We start from the raw sequence: 16,509 nt of genomic DNA on the forward strand, positions 1-16,509 counted from the left end.
CATCGCGCCTGAATGCAGACTAAAGAGGCTAGACCCTGTGGCATTGACGATTCTTGGCCTGTCCGGCGCCCTTAGCCATGACCCTTCAGCCGCCTTGTACATCGACGGCAAGCTGGTGGCGGCGGCTGAAGAAGAGCGCTTCGTCCGCGATAAGCATGCAAAGAACCGCATGCCCTACGAATCGGCGAAGTTCTGCCTGGAACAGGCCGGCATCAAGCCGTCCGACGTTGACGTGGTGGCGATTCCGTTCGCCCCGATCAGCCTGTTCGGCAAGGCCCGCTGGCAGTATGCCAAGCGTTACTGGTACGCCCCGGATCGTGCACTCGACGCGATCCTGATGGGCAACCGTCGCTACAAGCGTTATCGCAACAAGATCGTCTGGTGCCTGGAGCAACTGGGCTTTGATCCGAAGAAGATCAAGATCGAGCCGGTCGAGCACCACCTGGCTCACGCCTCCAGCGCCTACCACTGCTCGGGTTTCAAAGAGAAAACCGCGATCCTCGGCATCGACGGCAAGGGCGAGTACGCCACGACCTTCTTCGGCTATGGCGAAAACGGCAAGATCCACAAGATCAAGGAATTCTTCGATCCGGACTCCCTGGGCGGCCTGTACGGCGCGATCACCGAGTTCCTCGGCTTCGACATGCTCGACGGTGAGTTCAAGGTCATGGGCATGGCGCCGTACGGCGACGCCAGCAAATACGACTTCTCGCGTCTGGCTTCCTTCGAGAACGGCGAGCTGGTAATCAACACTGACTACGCCAACGTGATCGGGCTGCGTCGCTACAAGGAGAAGGGCAAGGGTTACTACTTCTCGCCGAAACTGATCGAGTGGCTGGGTCCCAAGCGCGAAGGCGACATCGCCGACGAGCCGTACATTCACTACGCCGCGAGCATCCAGGCGCTGTTCGAAAAAATCGCGCTGCAGATGATCGATTACTACCTGGGCGACGTGCTCAAGGAAACCGGCAAGCTGGCCTACGCCGGTGGCTGTGCGTTGAACGTCAAGCTCAACCAGAAAATCATCGCTCGCGATGACGTCAAGGAGCTGTTCGTACAGCCTGCATCCGGCGATGCCGGCACCGCGGTTGGCGCAGCGGCCTATGTGTCCCACGCCCGTGGTGTGCCGGTCGAGAAGATGGAACACGTCTATCTCGGCCCGTCGTACAGCAACGAAGACGTGATCGCCGCGTGCGCCCGTCACGAGAACAAGCCGACCTGGCGCAAGCTCGACAACATGCCGGAGCAGATCGCCAAAATCATGGTCGATGGCAACCCGGTGGCCTGGTTCCAGGGCCGCATGGAGTTCGGTCCGCGTGCGCTCGGCGGTCGTTCGATCATCGGTTGCCCGAGCGTGGCCGGTGTGGCTGACCGCATCAACCACCAGATCAAGTTCCGCGAGCGCTGGAGGCCTTTCTGCCCGTCGATGCTCGACACTGTTGCACCGCAGATGATCAAGATCGATCACCCGGCACCGTTCATGACCTTCACCTTCGAAGTGGCGGAAGAGTGGAAGACCCGCGTGCCGGAAGTCGTCCACGAAGACGGCACTTCCCGTGCCCAGGTGCTCAAGCGCGAATACAACCCGCGTTACTACGACATGATGAAGGCGCTGGAAAACCTAACCGGCAACGGCGTATCGCTGAATACCTCGCTGAACCGCCGTGGCGAACCGATGATCTGCTCGCCGACCGATGCCCTGAACATGTTCTTCGGCTCCGATCTGCAGTACCTGATCATGGAAGACATTCTGGTGGTCAAAGAGGGCGCAAACGCTTATGACTCGCTCGGCTGAACGCCATGTGCTGCAGTTCTGTCACGGCTATGACGGGCCGTTCCTCGACTGCGCACGGCAGTACGCCAGCCTGTTCGCGGGCACCGGTTATCGGGTGACCACGGTCTTTCTGACCGGGGCCGCCGATAGCGAAGTGGCCGCAGCGTGTGCTTCCGATGAAGTGTTGTTCATGGAATACAGCTCCAAGGCCATTCGTGGCCTGAAGCTGGGCGCCATCGGCGATCTGCGCAAGATCGCCGCTTCACGCAATTTCAGTTTCTGCATCGCCCATCGCTTCAAGCCGATCTACATCGCCTTGCTCGGCACGTCGCTGCCGGTGATTGGCGTGCACCACGCGTTTGACGATTACAAGCGCGGCACGCGCAAGCTGTTCGCACACATTTTCCGCAAGCGCCTGAGCCTGCTCGGCGTCTCCGACGCGGTGCGCGACGACATGCGGCGCTGTCTGCCGAAATGGCCGTCGACCCGCATCCAGACCTTGTACAACCGCATCGATGTGCCGGCCTTGCAGGCCAGTCAGGTGTCGGCCCGCGAAGCGCGCGAAACCCTTGGGTTGGCAGCGGATGCGTTCATTGTCGGCAACGTCGGTCGGCTGCACCCGGACAAGGATCAAGCCACTCTGCTGCACGGTTTTGCTGCCGCGTTGCCGGGTTTGCCGGGCAACAGCCAACTGGTGATTCTCGGCAAGGGCCGTCTGGAGCAGGACCTCAAGGAACTGGCCCGGGAGCTGGGTATCGGCGACCGCGTGCTGTTTCTCGGTCAGGTGCCGGACGCGCGCAACTACTTCCGCGCCTTCGATGTGTTTGCCCTGAGTTCCGATCACGAACCGTTCGGCATGGTGCTGCTCGAAGCCATGGCCGCCGGCGTGCCATTGCTCGCCACTGCCTGTGGCGGGGCCAAGGAAGTGGTCGAAGGCGTGGGCATTCTGTTCCCGCTGGGCGATGCCGAACATCTTGCACAAGGCTTGCAACATTTGGCCGGTATGGATGATCAGCAACGCCGGCAGTGCGCCGAGCTGATGCTCGATCGTCTGCGTGAGCGTTTCTCCGACCGTGCGGTGCGCGACACCTTCTGGCGTCTGCCGCAAGTTACCGATCTGGCACCGAGGGGCTGATGCTCAACCGATTTCAAGGCTGGCGCGAACGTGGCTGGTCGCCCGTTGACGCCTCAACTTATGCACAGGCCTGGCAGCGCTTTGGCGGCAGCGTCGCGACACATCCCATGGTTGTCGAACGTCTGGCGGATCTGGCCGGCATCCCGGTGCGTTATCTGGCCTGGGAACAGCAGGGCGAAGTGAAAGCGGCGATCCCGACCTGGGGCCGTGATCTGGCCTTGTCCAAGGACGTGCTCAAGCGCAATGGCAAGAAAGGCCTGTTCGATCTCGGCAACGCCGAACTGATCCTGCCGGCCGCCGCTGACGCCCAGGCCCCGCTGCGTCATCGCGCACGCTACCTGTCGGCACTCAACGAAAGCCGCTTCAGCGGCATCAAGTTGCAAGCCGAACAACTGGCGATGGCCCGAACCCCCGAAGAGCTGTCGAAGAAGTTTCGCTACAACCAGCGCCGCGAACTGCGTCTGCTGGAGGAAGCCGGCGGTGTGGTGCGTCCCGTTACTGAGTTTTCCAGTGCAGAACTGGCGGCGATCTACTGTGATCTGTTCCAGCGCCGCTGGGGCTTCCCGGCTACAGGCGCAGCGCGCATGGCCGAAGTCATCGAGCTGCTGCGCGAACTGCTGATCGGCTCGGTGATCTTCCTCAACGACGCGCCGATCGCCATTCAACTGGTGTACCGCGTCGAAGCGCCGGAGTGGATCAGCGTCGAGTACATCAATGGCGGCGTCGATCCTGAAACCCGCGAATTCAGCCCAGGCAGTGTGTTGAGCTTCCTCAATACGCAAAGCGCCTGGGAGCATGCGCGGGCGCTGAACAAGCCGCTGCGGTTTTCCTTCGGTCGCGCCGACCGTGAATACAAGGATCGCTGGTGCAATCCTGTGCCGGTGTTCACCGTATGAGTCAGCCCATGAGCCGCAAACAGCAACTGCTCAAGCGTCATCGTCGCAATAAACGCATCACCTTGCTGATCGCCCTGATCGTGTTGATTGCGCTCGGGGTGCTGGTGGCGTGGTGGTTGCCGCTGGTGCTCGCAGTGGTTGGCTGGATCGCCCACGAGGCGTGGTTTGCCGATCACCTGTTCTATTCGCCAAAAGACGATTACCAGTACAGCTTTCCACCGTTCACTCCACAACCGAAGGTGCATTTGAGCGGCGAGCAGTTGCGTCTGGATGAAGGCGTGATGCTGGTCGACGAAGCGACGTTGATCCTCGCGGTAAAGGTCAAAAGCACTTGGCTGGGACGCTTCCTTGATCCGCGCGTCGAGCTGATCGGCGGCACCCATCCTGATGCGCAAACCTTTGAGCGTGGCGTCAATGGTCTGCGTTATCTGAACCTCAGTGGTCAGGCACAGGCCCTTTCGCAAGGTCAGTTGCGTTTGCGCGGGCACTTCTGCCGGGTGTCCGGCGAGCCGCTGCTGTGGGCGCTGGAGCAACCGGACTACCGCCGTCAGCGGGTGATGGTGATCGCCCCGCACGCCGACGATGCCGAGTTGGCGGCCTATGGCTTGTACAGTCAGGCCGATGACGCCTGGATCGTCACCCTGACCGCAGGTGAGATCGAAGCCGAACACTATCAACAGATGGGCATGAACAAGGTCGAGGCCGCGCGGCTCAAGGGTCGTCTGCGTGCCTGGGACAGCCTCGCCGTGCCGCGTTGGGCCGGTGTGCCGCAGGAACACTGCGTGCAACTCGGTTACTTCTGCCTGCAACTGGCGGCGATGCAGGCCGCACCCAATCAGACCGTGGGCTCGCGCGAAGCCGACCTGAACGACACACGACTGTTTCGCCAGTTGAACCCGCTCACTTTGCCGGGCGACGCCGATGGCGCGCCGACCTGGAACAATCTGCTGGCTGACTTGCGTGAAGTGCTGCTGCGCGCGCGCCCGGACGTGATCGTGTTGCCGCACCCGACCCTCGATCCGCATCCTGACCATATCTGCGCCCAGCAAGCGGTTTTGCAGGCGCTCCAGGGTCTCGACTGGCAGCCGACGTTACTCGGTTACGCCAACCATTTGCATGACAACGACCGCTGGCCGATGGGCGACAGCGGGCAGGGCATCGCCTTGCCGCCGGCCTTCGATCCGGCGGTGCCGATGCAGCCGCTGTGCCTGTCGCTGTCCATCGAGCAGCAGCGCGACAAAGCCATGGCGCTGGGCATGATGCATGACCTGCAGCCACCGGCGCCGTTCAAGCGTCGCCTGCGCCGACTGATCCAGCGCGTGTTGGCCGGGCGGGCCTCGTCGGTGTACGGCGAAAACGAATTTTTTCGAAAAGCGGTCAGACGCCAGGAATTGCTCTGGCTATTGAAGCACGGTGAGACAGGCGTCCAGCGGGGAGAGTCATGAGTCAACGGTCCAAGGTGTTGCAGCTGCAACCCGACTACAACGTCAAAGCCCATGACTTTGCCGACCTCGCCGAGCAGATCGTCAAGGCATTGCCGAGCGAGCGCTATGAAGTGACCGCTGCGTTCCTGCGGGGCAAACCCGGGCCGGGCGAGCCAGTGAGCCGGGCCGACCGTTCGGTGTATTTCGAGTTTTCCGACAAGTCCCTCAAAGGCATGCGCCTGCGGGCAATGTGGCAGCTGTACAAGTTCTGCCGCCGGGAAAAATTCGACGTGGTGATTTGCAACCGCTTCAAACCGGTCAACATGATGCTAGCGCTAAACCGCTGGCTGAAAGTGCCGCTGTGCATTGGCATTTCCCACGGTTTTGGCGAATACGATCGCTTTTACCGGCGTCGCCAGACACAGCGTCTGATCGATCGGCACTGGCGCTTCGTCGGCGTGTCGCCAGCGGTCAAACAATACCTGCTCGATTGCGATTGCGGCTTCACCGACCAGAACACCTATGCCATTACCAATGCCATCGATATCGAGCAGGCGGAAGGCTTGCAGCACAGTCGTGAGAAAGCGCGCGAGCTGCTGGGCATCGACCCGCATGTGCGCTTGATTGGTGCGCTGGGCCGGCTGGTTTCGGTCAAGGGCCACACCTATCTGTTGCAGGCTTTCGCCCAACTCAAGGACAAGTACCCCAATACGCAGTTGGCGATCATTGGCGCCGGGCGTTTGCAGGCGCCGCTGGCAGCCGAGATCGAACAATTGGGCTTGAGCGGTCGTGCGCACCTGTTGGGCTTCAAGGAAAACGCACTGCAGTACGTGCGGGCGTTCGATATCTGGACCATGCCGTCGCTGGCTGAAGGCTTGGGGCTGGCCTTGCTCGAAGGCATGAGCGGGCACCTGCCGGTGATTGCGTCAAACGTGCCGGCGATGTTGCCGCTGATCGAAGGTGCCGGTGGTCTGGCGATCACGCCCAAGGACGTACCGAGCCTGGTCGCTGCGCTGGATAACTATCTCGCACTGGCGGACGACGACCTCAAGGCCAAGGGCGAGCAGGCTTATCGCTACTTGCAGGAACAACACGACATCGAGGTATTCCGTCAGGAATATCTGAACCTGATCGATTCCGGCCTGGAACAGGCTCGCAAGGAGCAGCCGTGAGCGCTGAACAACACATGAGCGATGCGCAACCCCTCGTCACTGTCATCATCGCCTCTTACAACCACGGCCCGTACATCGAGGAAAGCATTCGCAGCGTCCTCGACCAGAGCTACAGGAACATTGAGCTGCTGGTGGTTGACGACGGTTCGAAGGACGACAGCGTCGAACGCATCAGCGCGTTGCAGGCGCAGCACGGCTTCGATTTTCGCGTGCAGCAGAATCAGGGCCTGACCAATACGCTGAACGGCGCCATCGCCCGCTCGAAGGGCAGCCTGATCGTGCCATTTGGCTCCGACGACATCATGTACCCGGAGCGTATTGCCACTCAGGTGGCGTACATGGATGGCAAGCCCGAGGTCGGGATCTGCGCCGGCAACATCGAGTTGATGCACGCCGATGGCAGCCTTTACCCGGAAAAACGTCAGCGTCGCGACGTGCCGTTCCGGCGTCTGGATTTCGATGACATGTTTCTGGAGCGCAAGCCGTATCCGCCAGCGCCGACCCTGATGATCCGCCGCGAAGCGCTGGACAAGGTAGGCGGGTTCGATCCGACGATTCGCCTTGAAGATTTGTATATCGAGCTGAAGGTCACCCGCGCCGGGTACTTCATCGATGGTCTGAACGTGGTGATGGCGCGCTACCGCAAGCACGCCACCAATTCCTACAAGAACCACCGATTCATGATCGAAAACATCCTGCGTACCTATGCGCTGTTCAGCGACCATCCGCTGTACGACGAGGTGCGTTACAAGTCGCTCAACTCGATGTTTCTGAAAACCGCCAACCGCGACCGCAAACTGGCGCGGGAGCTGCTGGCGCAGATCCCGTTCAAGGCCTGGAACAAGAAAACCTGGCGTGGCCTGGGTCGCTTGCTGTTTTCGCCACTGGAAAAGGACTGAGGTCCCGGCGGTTCAACGTCAGCGAGCGGTTTTTTCCGTCAGGCGTTTGCCGCCCTGCTGACGCTGGCGAAACCAGTTCACGACTTTCTTGCCTGCGTTCATGCCGGGTTGCTCGATCAACAGAAACGTCGTGCTGCTGATCAGGATCAGCAGGCAGGTGCACAATGCGATCAACGGCAGGTAGATCCAGGCGTCCCGGGCGTCGAGGTTCAAGGCCGGCGGCAGGCGCTGAACCATCAGCCACAGTACAAAACCATGGAGCAGGTAAGTGCTGTAGCTGATTTCGCCCAGCCAGCGGATGCTGCGGGGCTTGAGTGCGCCGAACAGGGTGTTGCCGGAAGCCACGATCACGAAAAACAGCGTCAGCAGCAACAACGGCGCAGTCTTGAACGCACGGCTGAAGGCGGTGAAGGCGATGGCCAGCGCTACCAGTGCGACCGCGCCGGCCAGCGCGGTCTTGCTCCAGGCCACCAGTTGCGGCCGACGTACCCAGTACGCCGCAGCGATCCCGCCGAGGAAACTGGCCAGAAAGTGTTTCTTCAGCGAGTGCTCCCAGCCGACCACCTGATAAAGCGCATAGATCCCGATCAGGCACAGCACTACCTGGCGCCAGTTGCCTCGGAAGATGAATACCGTGGCGGCCAGCGGCAGCGCCAGATAGAAAAACACTTCGTAGGCCAGCGTCCAGGTGACGTTGGAAATCAGCATGCCGGTGTGCGGGTACAGATTGACATCCGGACGGTCGAAGGTCAGCCAGGCCAGGGTTTGCTTGAGCAGATCTACAACCGACACCTTCAGCTCCCAGTTCTGCAAATGGAACACCGTGGTGAACACGATCAGCATCAATGGCAGATACAGCGGGTACAGGCGAAATAGCCGCGAGATGCCGAACGCCATCCAGTCGAACTGCCGACCCTGGGCCAGCAGCCGGCTCCAGAACAGGAAACCGGTGATCATGAAGAACAGGGCGACACTGCCCTGGCCCAGCATCGAATAGAAGGGGCTGGGCGGGAAGTCGATCACCCCGGTGCGCAGAAAAATCCAGGTGATGACCGAGTGATGCACGAACACGCCGAACGCCAGGTAACCGCGCAGGCCGTCGATACTCGCGTAACGGCTTTCATTGGAATGCTGCAGATGCCGGGCTATTGTCGGCACCGCGCGCAACAGCAGTGCGGCGGTTGCGATGGCCAGCAGGTAAGCGGCCGGCGCGATCAGCGGATTGGTTTCGATCATCAATGAACCCGGGCCGCCGTATTGCCGGCCAGCACTTGCCTGTGCAGATTGTCTACCGCGGATTTAGACGCCGTCATGGCGTACCCCTGGAGCAACGCGTCGAGATGATCCTCGAACAGCCAGCGCTTGTCGACGGTGTAACGCTGCATGTGGCGCAGATTGCGCTGACGCAGCGAAAGGCTCAGCGGCGAAGGGTAGATCCGCAGGTCCGCCAGATCAATCAGGCCGAACTCTCCATCCTCCAGCACCAGCACGTTGCCCAGATGCAATGAGCGGAAATACACGCCCTGCTCGTGCAGGCGGGCCATGAACTTGCCAAACCGCTCGACCAGCGCCTGACGCACCGCCGGAGCGGTAATGCCTTGAAGCACCTGGCGCAGGGTGTGGCCTGGCAGCGGAGCGTATTGCACTGCGCTGCTGCCGTCGTCAAGGCGATACAGATTCAACACCTGCGGGGTCGGGATGCCCATTGTGCGCAATTGTTCGCTATTGATGGCAAACCGCTCGGAGTAAGGGTTGAAGCTGCCGGAGGTATACCAGCGGCGGCGACGGAACAACTTGAGGAAACTGCCATCGGACAGGCGCAGTACCTTGGGGCCCAGGCCATCTTCTTCAATCACCTGAGCATCGGTCCCGAGCTGCTGCAGACCGCTCGCCGACAGCCTCTGCACCGGGAAGGTGAGCAGGCGTCTGGCGCGTTGATTGATGCTCAGTGCAGCAATCAGCGCCAGTGGAATCCACAGCAGGAACCAGTGTTCCTTGGGGCGCGAGATGATGCCGCCACCTTCTGTCAACCCGGCGCCGATACCGAACACCAACCAGGTGGAGGCAATAATCAACAACGGTTGTACGCGTTGACGCCAACTGCTCAACAAGCCCCAGCCGAGGAAGAACAGCCAGGGCAGAAAGCCCAGGATGCCGACGTAATAAAGCACACCCAACGCAAAACTGTGCGGCTCCTGAAAGCTGTAACCGACACCCGGGTCGATCGCCAGACTGGCGCTGTAGCCATGGCCGATCCAGGGGGTTTCGGCAATTTTCTGCAAGGCGATCTGCCAGATTTCGAAACGGTAGGAGTCGCCGCGTTCGGTGATCATTTTCGAGAACAGGGTGGTGACTGCAACGCCCAGGGCGGCCAGCGCGCCCAGCATCACCAGCGAACGGCGATTCCAGCAAATGAAGCCCAGCCACAGCGCGGCCAGCGTCAGGGCGACCAGCGGCGTTCTGGAACCCGTCGCGATCACCGCTGCGAACATGATCAGCATTGCCGGCAGGCTCAGCCATAACAGGCGGCCATGTCTGCAGGACATGCTGATGCTTAGCCAATAGGCACAGAAGAACCCGAAAAGGTGTGAGCTCAGCAACGGGTTATCGAACGCACCGCCACCTATCAGCCGTGCGCCTGGTTCGTAATGATGGATGAACCGGATCAGAAAAAAGGATGTGGCGATCAGCGCGACCACAGCTGCGACAAACAGCATCGGCGAAAGAACGTCACTGCGATAGCGCACCACCAGATAGCAGCCGACGAACAGCATCAAAGTGTGCAGGGGAGGCTTGAGCATCCCGCCGAACGAGTCGTCGCTGTGCGGTCCCCAGCACAGGCTGAGCAGCGCCCACAAGACGAACGCGAGTACAGCGACAATCACCGGTTCTTGCAGCAGTTCCCTGAACTGCCGTGGGCGCAGGCACAGGGCAATCAACGCCGGAATGCTGAACAACCCGTAAAACAGCTTGTGATGCAGGCTGCGACCTGGCAGGAAGAACAGCGCGCACAGGAGCAGGAAGTAGCCGACGGGAAGTATCCACAGGCTGATGAAATCGAAGATTCGACTGGACGTACTGCTGAAGCCGCGAAGTTGCATGCTGTGAGATTCAATCCTGAAGTTGATGACCATTCGAATGATGGCTATTTGATGCAAAAAAAGATGCCTAACAATAACAGCCTTTCGCCGATTGCCAGAACCCTGAAGAAGCTGTGCTAAAGTCAGCGTCCTTTTTATCGACTTTCGCGTGATATGACCGACTCCAGTGCCGCCGCAAGCCCATCGAGCTTGAAAATCTACTTCCGCCTGCTCGGCTACGTCCGGCCGTACATCAGCCTTTTTCTGATCAGCATCGTCGGTTTCCTGATTTTCGCCTCGACTCAGCCGATGCTTGGCTACATCCTCAAATACTTCGTCGACGGCCTGTCCAATCCCGAAGCTGTTCTGTTTCCTTCCGTACCTTACCTGCGTGACCTGCAACTGCTGCAGGCCGTGCCGCTGCTGATCATCCTGATCGCTGCGTGGCAGGGCCTCGGGTCCTATCTGGGCAATTACTTTCTGGCCAAGGTTTCACTGGGCCTTGTCCACGATCTGCGGGTGCAACTCTTCAACAACCTGCTGGTGTTGCCGAACCGGTATTTCGACAAGCATAACTCCGGTCACCTGATTTCGCGTATCACCTTCAACGTGACGATGGTCACGGGGGCGGCTACAGATGCGATCAAGGTCGTAATTCGTGAAGGCATGACGGTGATCTTCCTGTTCGCCTCCCTGTTGTTCATGAACTGGAAGCTGACGCTGGTAATGGTCGCAATCCTGCCGCTGATCGCCGTGATGGTGCGCACCGCGAGCAAGAAATTTCGCAAGCAGAGCAAGAAGATCCAGTTGGCCATGGGCGATGTTACCCATGTGGCCTCGGAAACCATCCAGGGCTATCGCGTGGTACGCAGCTTCGGCGGCGAGGCCTATGAGGAAAAACGCTTCCTCAATGCCAGCCAGAGCAACACCGACAAGCAGTTGCGCATGACCCGCACCGGTGCGATCTATACGCCGATGTTGCAACTGGTGATCTACACCGCGATGGCGGTGCTGATGTTCCTCGTCCTGTTCCTGCGCGGTGACGCCTCGGCGGGTGACATGGTTGCCTACATCACCCTCGCTGGCCTGTTGCCCAAGCCGATCCGTCAATTGTCCGAAGTCAGCTCGACCATCCAGAAAGGGGTGGCCGGTGCCGAAAGCATTTTCGAACAGCTGGACGTCGAGCCGGAAGTCGACACCGGGACGGTCGAGCGTGACTCGGTCACCGGACGTCTGGATGTACGCAACCTGAGCTTTACCTACCCGGGCACTGAACGTCAGGTGCTCGACAACATCAGCTTCTCGGCCGAGCCGGGGCAGATGGTGGCGCTGGTCGGCCGTTCCGGCAGCGGCAAGTCGACGCTGGCCAACCTGATTCCGCGCTTCTATCACCACGACAAGGGCGAAATCCTCATCGACGAGGTGGAAGTCGAGCAGTACAAACTGCTCAACCTGCGCCGCCACATCGCCCAGGTGACCCAGCACGTGACCCTGTTCAGCGACACCGTGGCCAACAACATCGCTTATGGCGATCTGGCTGGCGCACCGCGCGAAGACATCGAGAAAGCGGCACGTGACGCCTACGCGATGGACTTCATTTCGCAGTTGCCGCAAGGTCTGGATACTCAGGTCGGCGAGAACGGCGTGCTGCTGTCCGGCGGTCAGCGCCAGCGTCTGGCGATTGCTCGCGCGCTACTCAAGAACGCCCCGCTGCTGATTCTCGACGAGGCCACCTCGGCTCTGGACACCGAGTCCGAGCGACACATTCAGGCAGCGCTGGATCAGGTGATGAAGGGCCGCACCACGCTGGTAATCGCTCACCGTCTGTCGACCATCGAGAAGGCCGATCTGATTCTGGTCATGGATCAGGGCCGGATCGTCGAGCGCGGCACTCACGACGAGCTGCTGGCGCAAAACGGCTATTACGCACGCCTCAACGCCATGGGCCTCGATGCTCCGGCCGAAGACATCGCCTGACTTCAGGCCCTGCCCTGTGGGAGCGAGCCTGCTCGCGAATGCGCTGCAACAGACGACGTCCGTGTCGAATGTTCACCCGCTATCGCGAGCAGGCTCGCTCCCACAGTGGTTTGTATCCAGACCTTTACCCTTCTTGACCAAACCGGAATAAATCCGGGCACCGCGCTTGTTAAGGTTCCTCAACGAACTCTGACTTCCATCGAGGGGGCCATCCCCGTCGCGCGGGTACTCTCATGTTGCAACGCTATCTGTGGAAACTGCTGCCCAAGTCGCAGCGGGCTTTCCTGCTCGGACGCCTGTCGGTGGTTGATCGGCAAGTGGTGAACAAGTCGATGTCGGCCAACCTGCGTTTTCCCCAGGCTTTCGAACAGCGCTCGTGTCTGTTCATCCATGTGCCCAAATGTGCTGGCAGCAGCGTGTGTGCGGCCATGTTCGAGGGGTGGCGGCCGGGGCATTTGCCGCTGTACTGGTACGAAGAGCAGTTTCCGGCGCAGTTCGCCTCGGCGTACAAATTCGCCTTTGTACGGGATCCGCTGGAGCGAGCCTACTCGGCGTACGCTTTCCTGCGCGGCAACGAGCTGAGCAACCGTGACCACGCGGCGCAGCAACTGGTCAGGCATTACCGCGACTTCGATGATTTTGTCGCGCGCTGGCTACACGCCGACACCATCGCACGACAATTGCACTTTGCTGCACAAACCGACTTTCTCACCGATTCGCTGGGCCGCCTGGCGCTGGACTTCATCGGTTACCAGGAACATCTGGAGCGGGACTTCAGTCTGGTCTGCGAACACCTCGGGCTGACAAGTCAGTTGCAACACGTCAACAGTTCCCGGCAACGGCGTCCGCTGCCGGCGCGTGAATTCTGCACGCAACGCACCCGGCGTCTGGTGCGGCGGGTCTATGCACGTGACTACGAGATGCTTGGCTATGAATGAAGCGCGCTCGGTTTTGCCCCCGCCACCGGCCATTCGGCCCTATAGTCTGGCACTTCCCGCGCAGGCCCGCGCCGCGTTGAAGTTGCAGCAGCCACGTTGTCTGTGGTTGACCGGGTTGTCCGGTGCCGGCAAATCGACCCTGGCTAATGCGCTGGAGGTGCATCTGCATCAGTTCGGGTTGCACACGTTCCTGCTTGATGGCGACAACCTGCGCAGCGGTCTTTGCCGGGATCTGGGCATGGCCGAGGCTTGTCGGCGCGAGAACATTCGGCGCACCGCCGAAGTAGCGCGGTTGATGGTGGATGCCGGGTTGATCGTGATCGTGGCGGCCATTTCACCATTCAGGGCCGAGCGCGACACGGCGCGGCAGCTGTTCGCCGAAGGTGATTTTATTGAAGTGCACGTCAGCACGTCTCTGGAAGTCTGCGCCCGACGCGATCCCAAGGGGCTGTACCGGGCGGCGCGAGAAGGGCGGATCAAGGACTTCACCGGAATCGACAGCCCGTATGAGGCGCCCTTGGCCGCCGAGTGCCGGATCGATACCGACGAGGTCGAGTTGAGTCATGCCTGTCATCGCCTGGCTTCTTTTCTGATCAAAAAATGAGCAAAAAAGCCTGTCGTTTCATCCTGTTGCAGCCGTCGCACAAGCCATCGCCAACCCTGTGTTAATATCGCGCCCCTGTTCATTTTGTATGTGGGTTGCTCCATGAAGTTGTCCATGCCGCGATTCGATCAAGCCCCTGTCTTGGTGGTCGGCGATGTCATGCTCGACCGTTACTGGCATGGTGGAACCTCACGGATTTCCCCTGAGGCACCGGTTCCGGTCGTAAAAGTCGAGCAAATCGAAGACCGCCCGGGCGGTGCTGCCAACGTTGCCTTGAACATTGCCGCGCTGGGTGCGCCGGCGTCGCTGGTCGGTGTGACCGGTGACGACGAAGCCGCCGACAGCCTGAGCAACAGCCTCAAGGGTGCGGGCGTGCGGGCGCTGTTCCAGCGCATTGCGCACCAGCCGACCATCGTCAAGCTGCGGGTCATGAGCCGGCACCAGCAATTGCTGCGTATCGACTTCGAAGAGCCGTTTGCCACCGATGCGCTGGCCCTGGCTTCGCAGGTCGATGATCTGCTCGAAGGGATCAAGGTCCTGGTGCTGTCCGACTACGGCAAAGGTGCACTGAAAAACCATCAGGCGTTGATTCAGGCGGCCCGTGCCAAAGGCATTCCGGTGCTGGCCGATCCCAAGGGCAAGGATTTTTCGATCTATCGTGGTGCGAGCCTGATCACCCCGAACCTCAGCGAGTTCGAAGCCATCGTCGGCGGTTGCGCCGATGAGCACGAACTGGTGAGCAAGGGCGCAACGCTGATGCATGACCTCGACCTCGGCGCACTGCTGGTGACTCGGGGCGAGCACGGCATGACCCTGCTGCGCCCGGATCATCCTGCACTGCACCTGCCGGCCCGCGCCCGCGAAGTGTTTGACGTGACCGGTGCCGGTGACACGGTGATATCCACCCTGGCAGCAGCGATTGCCGCCGGTGAAGAACTGCCGCACGCGGTGGCGCTGGCCAACCTGGCGGCAGGGATCGTGGTGGGCAAGCTCGGTACGGCGGCGATCAGCGCCCCGGAACTGCGCCGCGCGATCCAGCGTGAAGAAGGCTCGGAACGTGGTGTTCTGGGGCTGGAACAGTTGGTACTGGCGGTGGCCGATGCCCGTGCGCACAACGAGCGCATCGTCTTCACCAATGGCTGTTTCGATATTCTGCACGCCGGTCACGTGACCTACCTCGAGCAGGCACGCGCCCAAGGCGACCGTCTGATCGTGGCGATCAACGATGACGCCTCCGTCAGCCGCCTGAAAGGGCCGGGACGTCCGATCAACAGCGTCGACCGGCGCATGGCGGTCCTCGCCGGCCTTGGCGCGGTGGACTGGGTGATCAGCTTCCCGGAAGGCACCCCGGAAAACCTGCTGCGCGAGGTCAAGCCGGACGTACTGGTCAAGGGCGGTGATTACGGTATCGATCAGGTGGTCGGCGCCGATATCGTCAAGGCTTATGGCGGCACGGTGAAGGTGTTGGGGCTGGTGGAAAACAGCTCGACCACGGCAATCGTGGAAAAAATCCGAGGTCATTGATTCAAACAAAAGATCGCAGCCTGCGGCAGCCCTACAGGGAATGCATTCCCATGTAGGGGCTGCCGCAGGCTGCGATCTTTTGCTGTTCAGGAACTGACTTTCTTGCGTGGCACGATCTTCTTCAGCAGTTGCTTCGCCTTGCCGCGCAACCGCGCCAGGCCCGTGGGTTTGTCCGGCGGGGTCAGGCCTTGTTGGCGTAACCAGTCCTTCCAGCGAATCCGCTCGTCACGCACCAGCCAGCCGTCCTGTCTGGCGAAACTTTCGGCTAGATACAGACCACGGGTTCCTGCCGGATACAACTGGCCTTTCTTCAAGGTATACAGCTCGGCCAGCGGTTCGCCGTCCTGCAACGGCATCAAATACAAATCGGGGCGTTTGCGATCCAGTCGCGCCACCAGTTGATCACCTTCCAGGCGCTCGTCCACGTGGAACAGGCTCAGGGATTTGGCTTCCTTTGGCACTTCCAGGCGCAAGTCATAGATCAGTTGCAGCGATGCGGTGGGCAGGTGCACATAGGCTCGTGGCCGTTCCAGCAATTGCAGATTGGCGCAACGCACCGGCCGTGCCGAACCGGACAAGGGCGTCAGGCGAAACGGCAGAGCCTCGCGATAATGCAGCGCGGACGAGTAGGGCGCCGGCAGCCAGGTGTCGTTGAAGCGCCCGCCGAGCCAGCCTTCCGGGGTTTCCAGCAGACACTCTTCGGCAATCTCCTGAATCGCGGTGTGCAGCGGGATGTTCAGTTCTTGAGCAGGCACGTAACCGGAAATCAGCTTGAGCACTACGTCACCGCGATCCTGCCGACGCTGGCGCACCAGCACCCAGTAATCGCGATTCTGCCAGTGCAGGGTCAGGCGCACCGAGACCCCGAGATTGGCCAGCTCCAGTGCGAAACGCTCGGCATCCGCCACGCTCACCGGTTTGCGCCGCTGCAAGGTCTGGGCGAAGTTCAGCGGCATGCCGACGCTCTGATAGCTCAGGCTTTCGGGCGTGGCTTCGACGAACAGCGGCAGGGTCTTGAAGTTGCTCGGGTTCTTTCTGATGAGCGTGCGCGGCATGTCGGCTCCTGCTTAAGGCCGCGAGGCGGCG

General features: G+C 60.7%; 13 protein-coding genes. 10 read left to right on the forward strand and 3 right to left on the reverse strand.

Annotated features, from left to right (window positions below; genetic code table 11):
• Positions 1 to 37 precede the first annotated feature (37 nt).
• Genes DBR18_RS23440 through DBR18_RS23465 form a run of 6 tightly spaced genes read left to right on the forward strand, consistent with a single transcriptional unit; the run spans position 38 to position 7,300 of the window.
• The gene (locus DBR18_RS23440) at positions 38 to 1,795 is read left to right on the forward strand and encodes a carbamoyltransferase (protein WP_041065832.1); all 1,758 of its coding nucleotides are present in this window, start codon (positions 38 to 40) and stop codon (positions 1,793 to 1,795) included.
• Positions 1,779 to 2,909 carry a glycosyltransferase gene (locus DBR18_RS23445; protein ID WP_027611372.1) on the forward strand — a complete coding sequence of 377 codons (1,131 nt, stop codon included), beginning with the start codon at positions 1,779 to 1,781 and terminating at the stop codon, positions 2,907 to 2,909. The genes DBR18_RS23440 and DBR18_RS23445 overlap by 17 nt, the downstream gene beginning before the upstream one ends.
• Positions 2,909 to 3,805, forward strand: a complete 897-nt coding sequence (locus DBR18_RS23450; RefSeq protein WP_108592106.1) for an antimicrobial resistance protein Mig-14 — start codon at positions 2,909 to 2,911, stop codon at positions 3,803 to 3,805. Before DBR18_RS23445 ends, DBR18_RS23450 begins: the two co-directional genes overlap by 1 nt.
• An 8-nt stretch (positions 3,806 to 3,813) precedes the next feature.
• Positions 3,814 to 5,250: a PIG-L family deacetylase gene (locus DBR18_RS23455; protein ID WP_108592107.1), complete on the forward strand. Its 1,437-nt coding sequence runs from the start codon at positions 3,814 to 3,816 to the stop codon at positions 5,248 to 5,250.
• Positions 5,247 to 6,401 carry a glycosyltransferase gene (locus DBR18_RS23460; RefSeq protein WP_108592108.1) on the forward strand — a complete coding sequence of 385 codons (1,155 nt, stop codon included), beginning with the start codon at positions 5,247 to 5,249 and terminating at the stop codon, positions 6,399 to 6,401. Before DBR18_RS23455 ends, DBR18_RS23460 begins: the two co-directional genes overlap by 4 nt.
• Before the next feature lie 14 nt (positions 6,402 to 6,415).
• The gene (locus DBR18_RS23465) at positions 6,416 to 7,300 is read left to right on the forward strand and encodes a glycosyltransferase (RefSeq protein WP_108592168.1); all 885 of its coding nucleotides are present in this window, start codon (positions 6,416 to 6,418) and stop codon (positions 7,298 to 7,300) included.
• Positions 7,301 to 7,318: 18 nt separating this feature from the next.
• Here DBR18_RS23465 and DBR18_RS23470 read toward each other — a convergent pair whose 3' ends face one another.
• The gene (locus DBR18_RS23470) at positions 7,319 to 8,536 is read right to left on the reverse strand and encodes an acyltransferase (protein ID WP_108592109.1); all 1,218 of its coding nucleotides are present in this window, start codon (positions 8,534 to 8,536) and stop codon (positions 7,319 to 7,321) included.
• Positions 8,536 to 10,401 carry a bifunctional O-antigen ligase/aminoglycoside phosphotransferase family protein gene (locus DBR18_RS23475; protein WP_108592110.1) on the reverse strand — a complete coding sequence of 622 codons (1,866 nt, stop codon included), beginning with the start codon at positions 10,399 to 10,401 and terminating at the stop codon, positions 8,536 to 8,538. The genes DBR18_RS23470 and DBR18_RS23475 overlap by 1 nt, the downstream gene beginning before the upstream one ends.
• A gap of 153 nt (positions 10,402 to 10,554) precedes the next feature.
• On the opposite strand from DBR18_RS23475, the gene msbA reads away from it, so the two are divergent.
• The 4 genes from msbA to hldE all read left to right on the forward strand — a co-directional run bounded on the left by msbA (position 10,555) and on the right by hldE (position 15,423).
• On the forward strand, positions 10,555 to 12,357 hold the full coding sequence (msbA, locus tag DBR18_RS23480) for a lipid A export permease/ATP-binding protein MsbA (protein WP_108592111.1): 1,803 nt from the start codon (positions 10,555 to 10,557) through the stop codon (positions 12,355 to 12,357).
• A 233-nt stretch (positions 12,358 to 12,590) separates the two neighbouring features.
• Positions 12,591 to 13,295 (forward strand): sulfotransferase family 2 domain-containing protein, encoded by a 705-nt coding sequence (locus DBR18_RS23485; protein ID WP_108592112.1) that lies wholly within the window; start codon positions 12,591 to 12,593, stop codon positions 13,293 to 13,295.
• Positions 13,288 to 13,899 carry an adenylyl-sulfate kinase gene (gene cysC, locus DBR18_RS23490; protein ID WP_108592113.1) on the forward strand — a complete coding sequence of 204 codons (612 nt, stop codon included), beginning with the start codon at positions 13,288 to 13,290 and terminating at the stop codon, positions 13,897 to 13,899. Before DBR18_RS23485 ends, cysC begins: the two co-directional genes overlap by 8 nt.
• A 102-nt stretch (positions 13,900 to 14,001) precedes the next feature.
• Positions 14,002 to 15,423 carry a bifunctional D-glycero-beta-D-manno-heptose-7-phosphate kinase/D-glycero-beta-D-manno-heptose 1-phosphate adenylyltransferase HldE gene (hldE, locus tag DBR18_RS23495; RefSeq protein WP_108592169.1) on the forward strand — a complete coding sequence of 474 codons (1,422 nt, stop codon included), beginning with the start codon at positions 14,002 to 14,004 and terminating at the stop codon, positions 15,421 to 15,423.
• 86 nt (positions 15,424 to 15,509) lie between these two features.
• Here the strand turns inward: hldE and DBR18_RS23500 are convergent, their stop codons facing one another.
• Positions 15,510 to 16,478, reverse strand: a complete 969-nt coding sequence (locus tag DBR18_RS23500) for a metal ABC transporter ATPase (RefSeq protein ID WP_108592114.1) — start codon at positions 16,476 to 16,478, stop codon at positions 15,510 to 15,512.
• Positions 16,479 to 16,509: the final 31 nt, after the last annotated feature.

The sequence above is a fragment of the Pseudomonas sp. HMWF021 genome, assembly GCF_003061005.1.
Taxonomy (GTDB): domain Bacteria; phylum Pseudomonadota; class Gammaproteobacteria; order Pseudomonadales; family Pseudomonadaceae; genus Aquipseudomonas.

Bases quoted from the DNA above. Each gene is read 5' to 3' on its own strand.
- DBR18_RS23445 (WP_027611372.1), top strand. From the start codon at position 1,779: ATGACTCGCTCGGCTGAACGCCATGTGCTGCAGTTCTGTCACGGCTAT.
- DBR18_RS23450 (WP_108592106.1), top strand. From the start codon at position 2,909: ATGCTCAACCGATTTCAAGGCTGGCGCGAACGTGGCTGGTCGCCCGTT.
- DBR18_RS23455 (WP_108592107.1), top strand. From the start codon at position 3,814: ATGAGCCGCAAACAGCAACTGCTCAAGCGTCATCGTCGCAATAAACGC.
- DBR18_RS23460 (WP_108592108.1), top strand. From the start codon at position 5,247: ATGAGTCAACGGTCCAAGGTGTTGCAGCTGCAACCCGACTACAACGTC.
- DBR18_RS23465 (WP_108592168.1), top strand. From the start codon at position 6,416: ATGAGCGATGCGCAACCCCTCGTCACTGTCATCATCGCCTCTTACAAC.
- DBR18_RS23470 (WP_108592109.1), bottom strand. From the start codon at position 8,536: ATGATCGAAACCAATCCGCTGATCGCGCCGGCCGCTTACCTGCTGGCC.
- DBR18_RS23475 (WP_108592110.1), bottom strand. From the start codon at position 10,401: ATGCAACTTCGCGGCTTCAGCAGTACGTCCAGTCGAATCTTCGATTTC.
- msbA (WP_108592111.1), top strand. From the start codon at position 10,555: ATGACCGACTCCAGTGCCGCCGCAAGCCCATCGAGCTTGAAAATCTAC.
- DBR18_RS23485 (WP_108592112.1), top strand. From the start codon at position 12,591: ATGTTGCAACGCTATCTGTGGAAACTGCTGCCCAAGTCGCAGCGGGCT.
- cysC (WP_108592113.1), top strand. From the start codon at position 13,288: ATGAATGAAGCGCGCTCGGTTTTGCCCCCGCCACCGGCCATTCGGCCC.
- hldE (WP_108592169.1), top strand. From the start codon at position 14,002: ATGAAGTTGTCCATGCCGCGATTCGATCAAGCCCCTGTCTTGGTGGTC.
- DBR18_RS23500 (WP_108592114.1), bottom strand. From the start codon at position 16,478: ATGCCGCGCACGCTCATCAGAAAGAACCCGAGCAACTTCAAGACCCTG.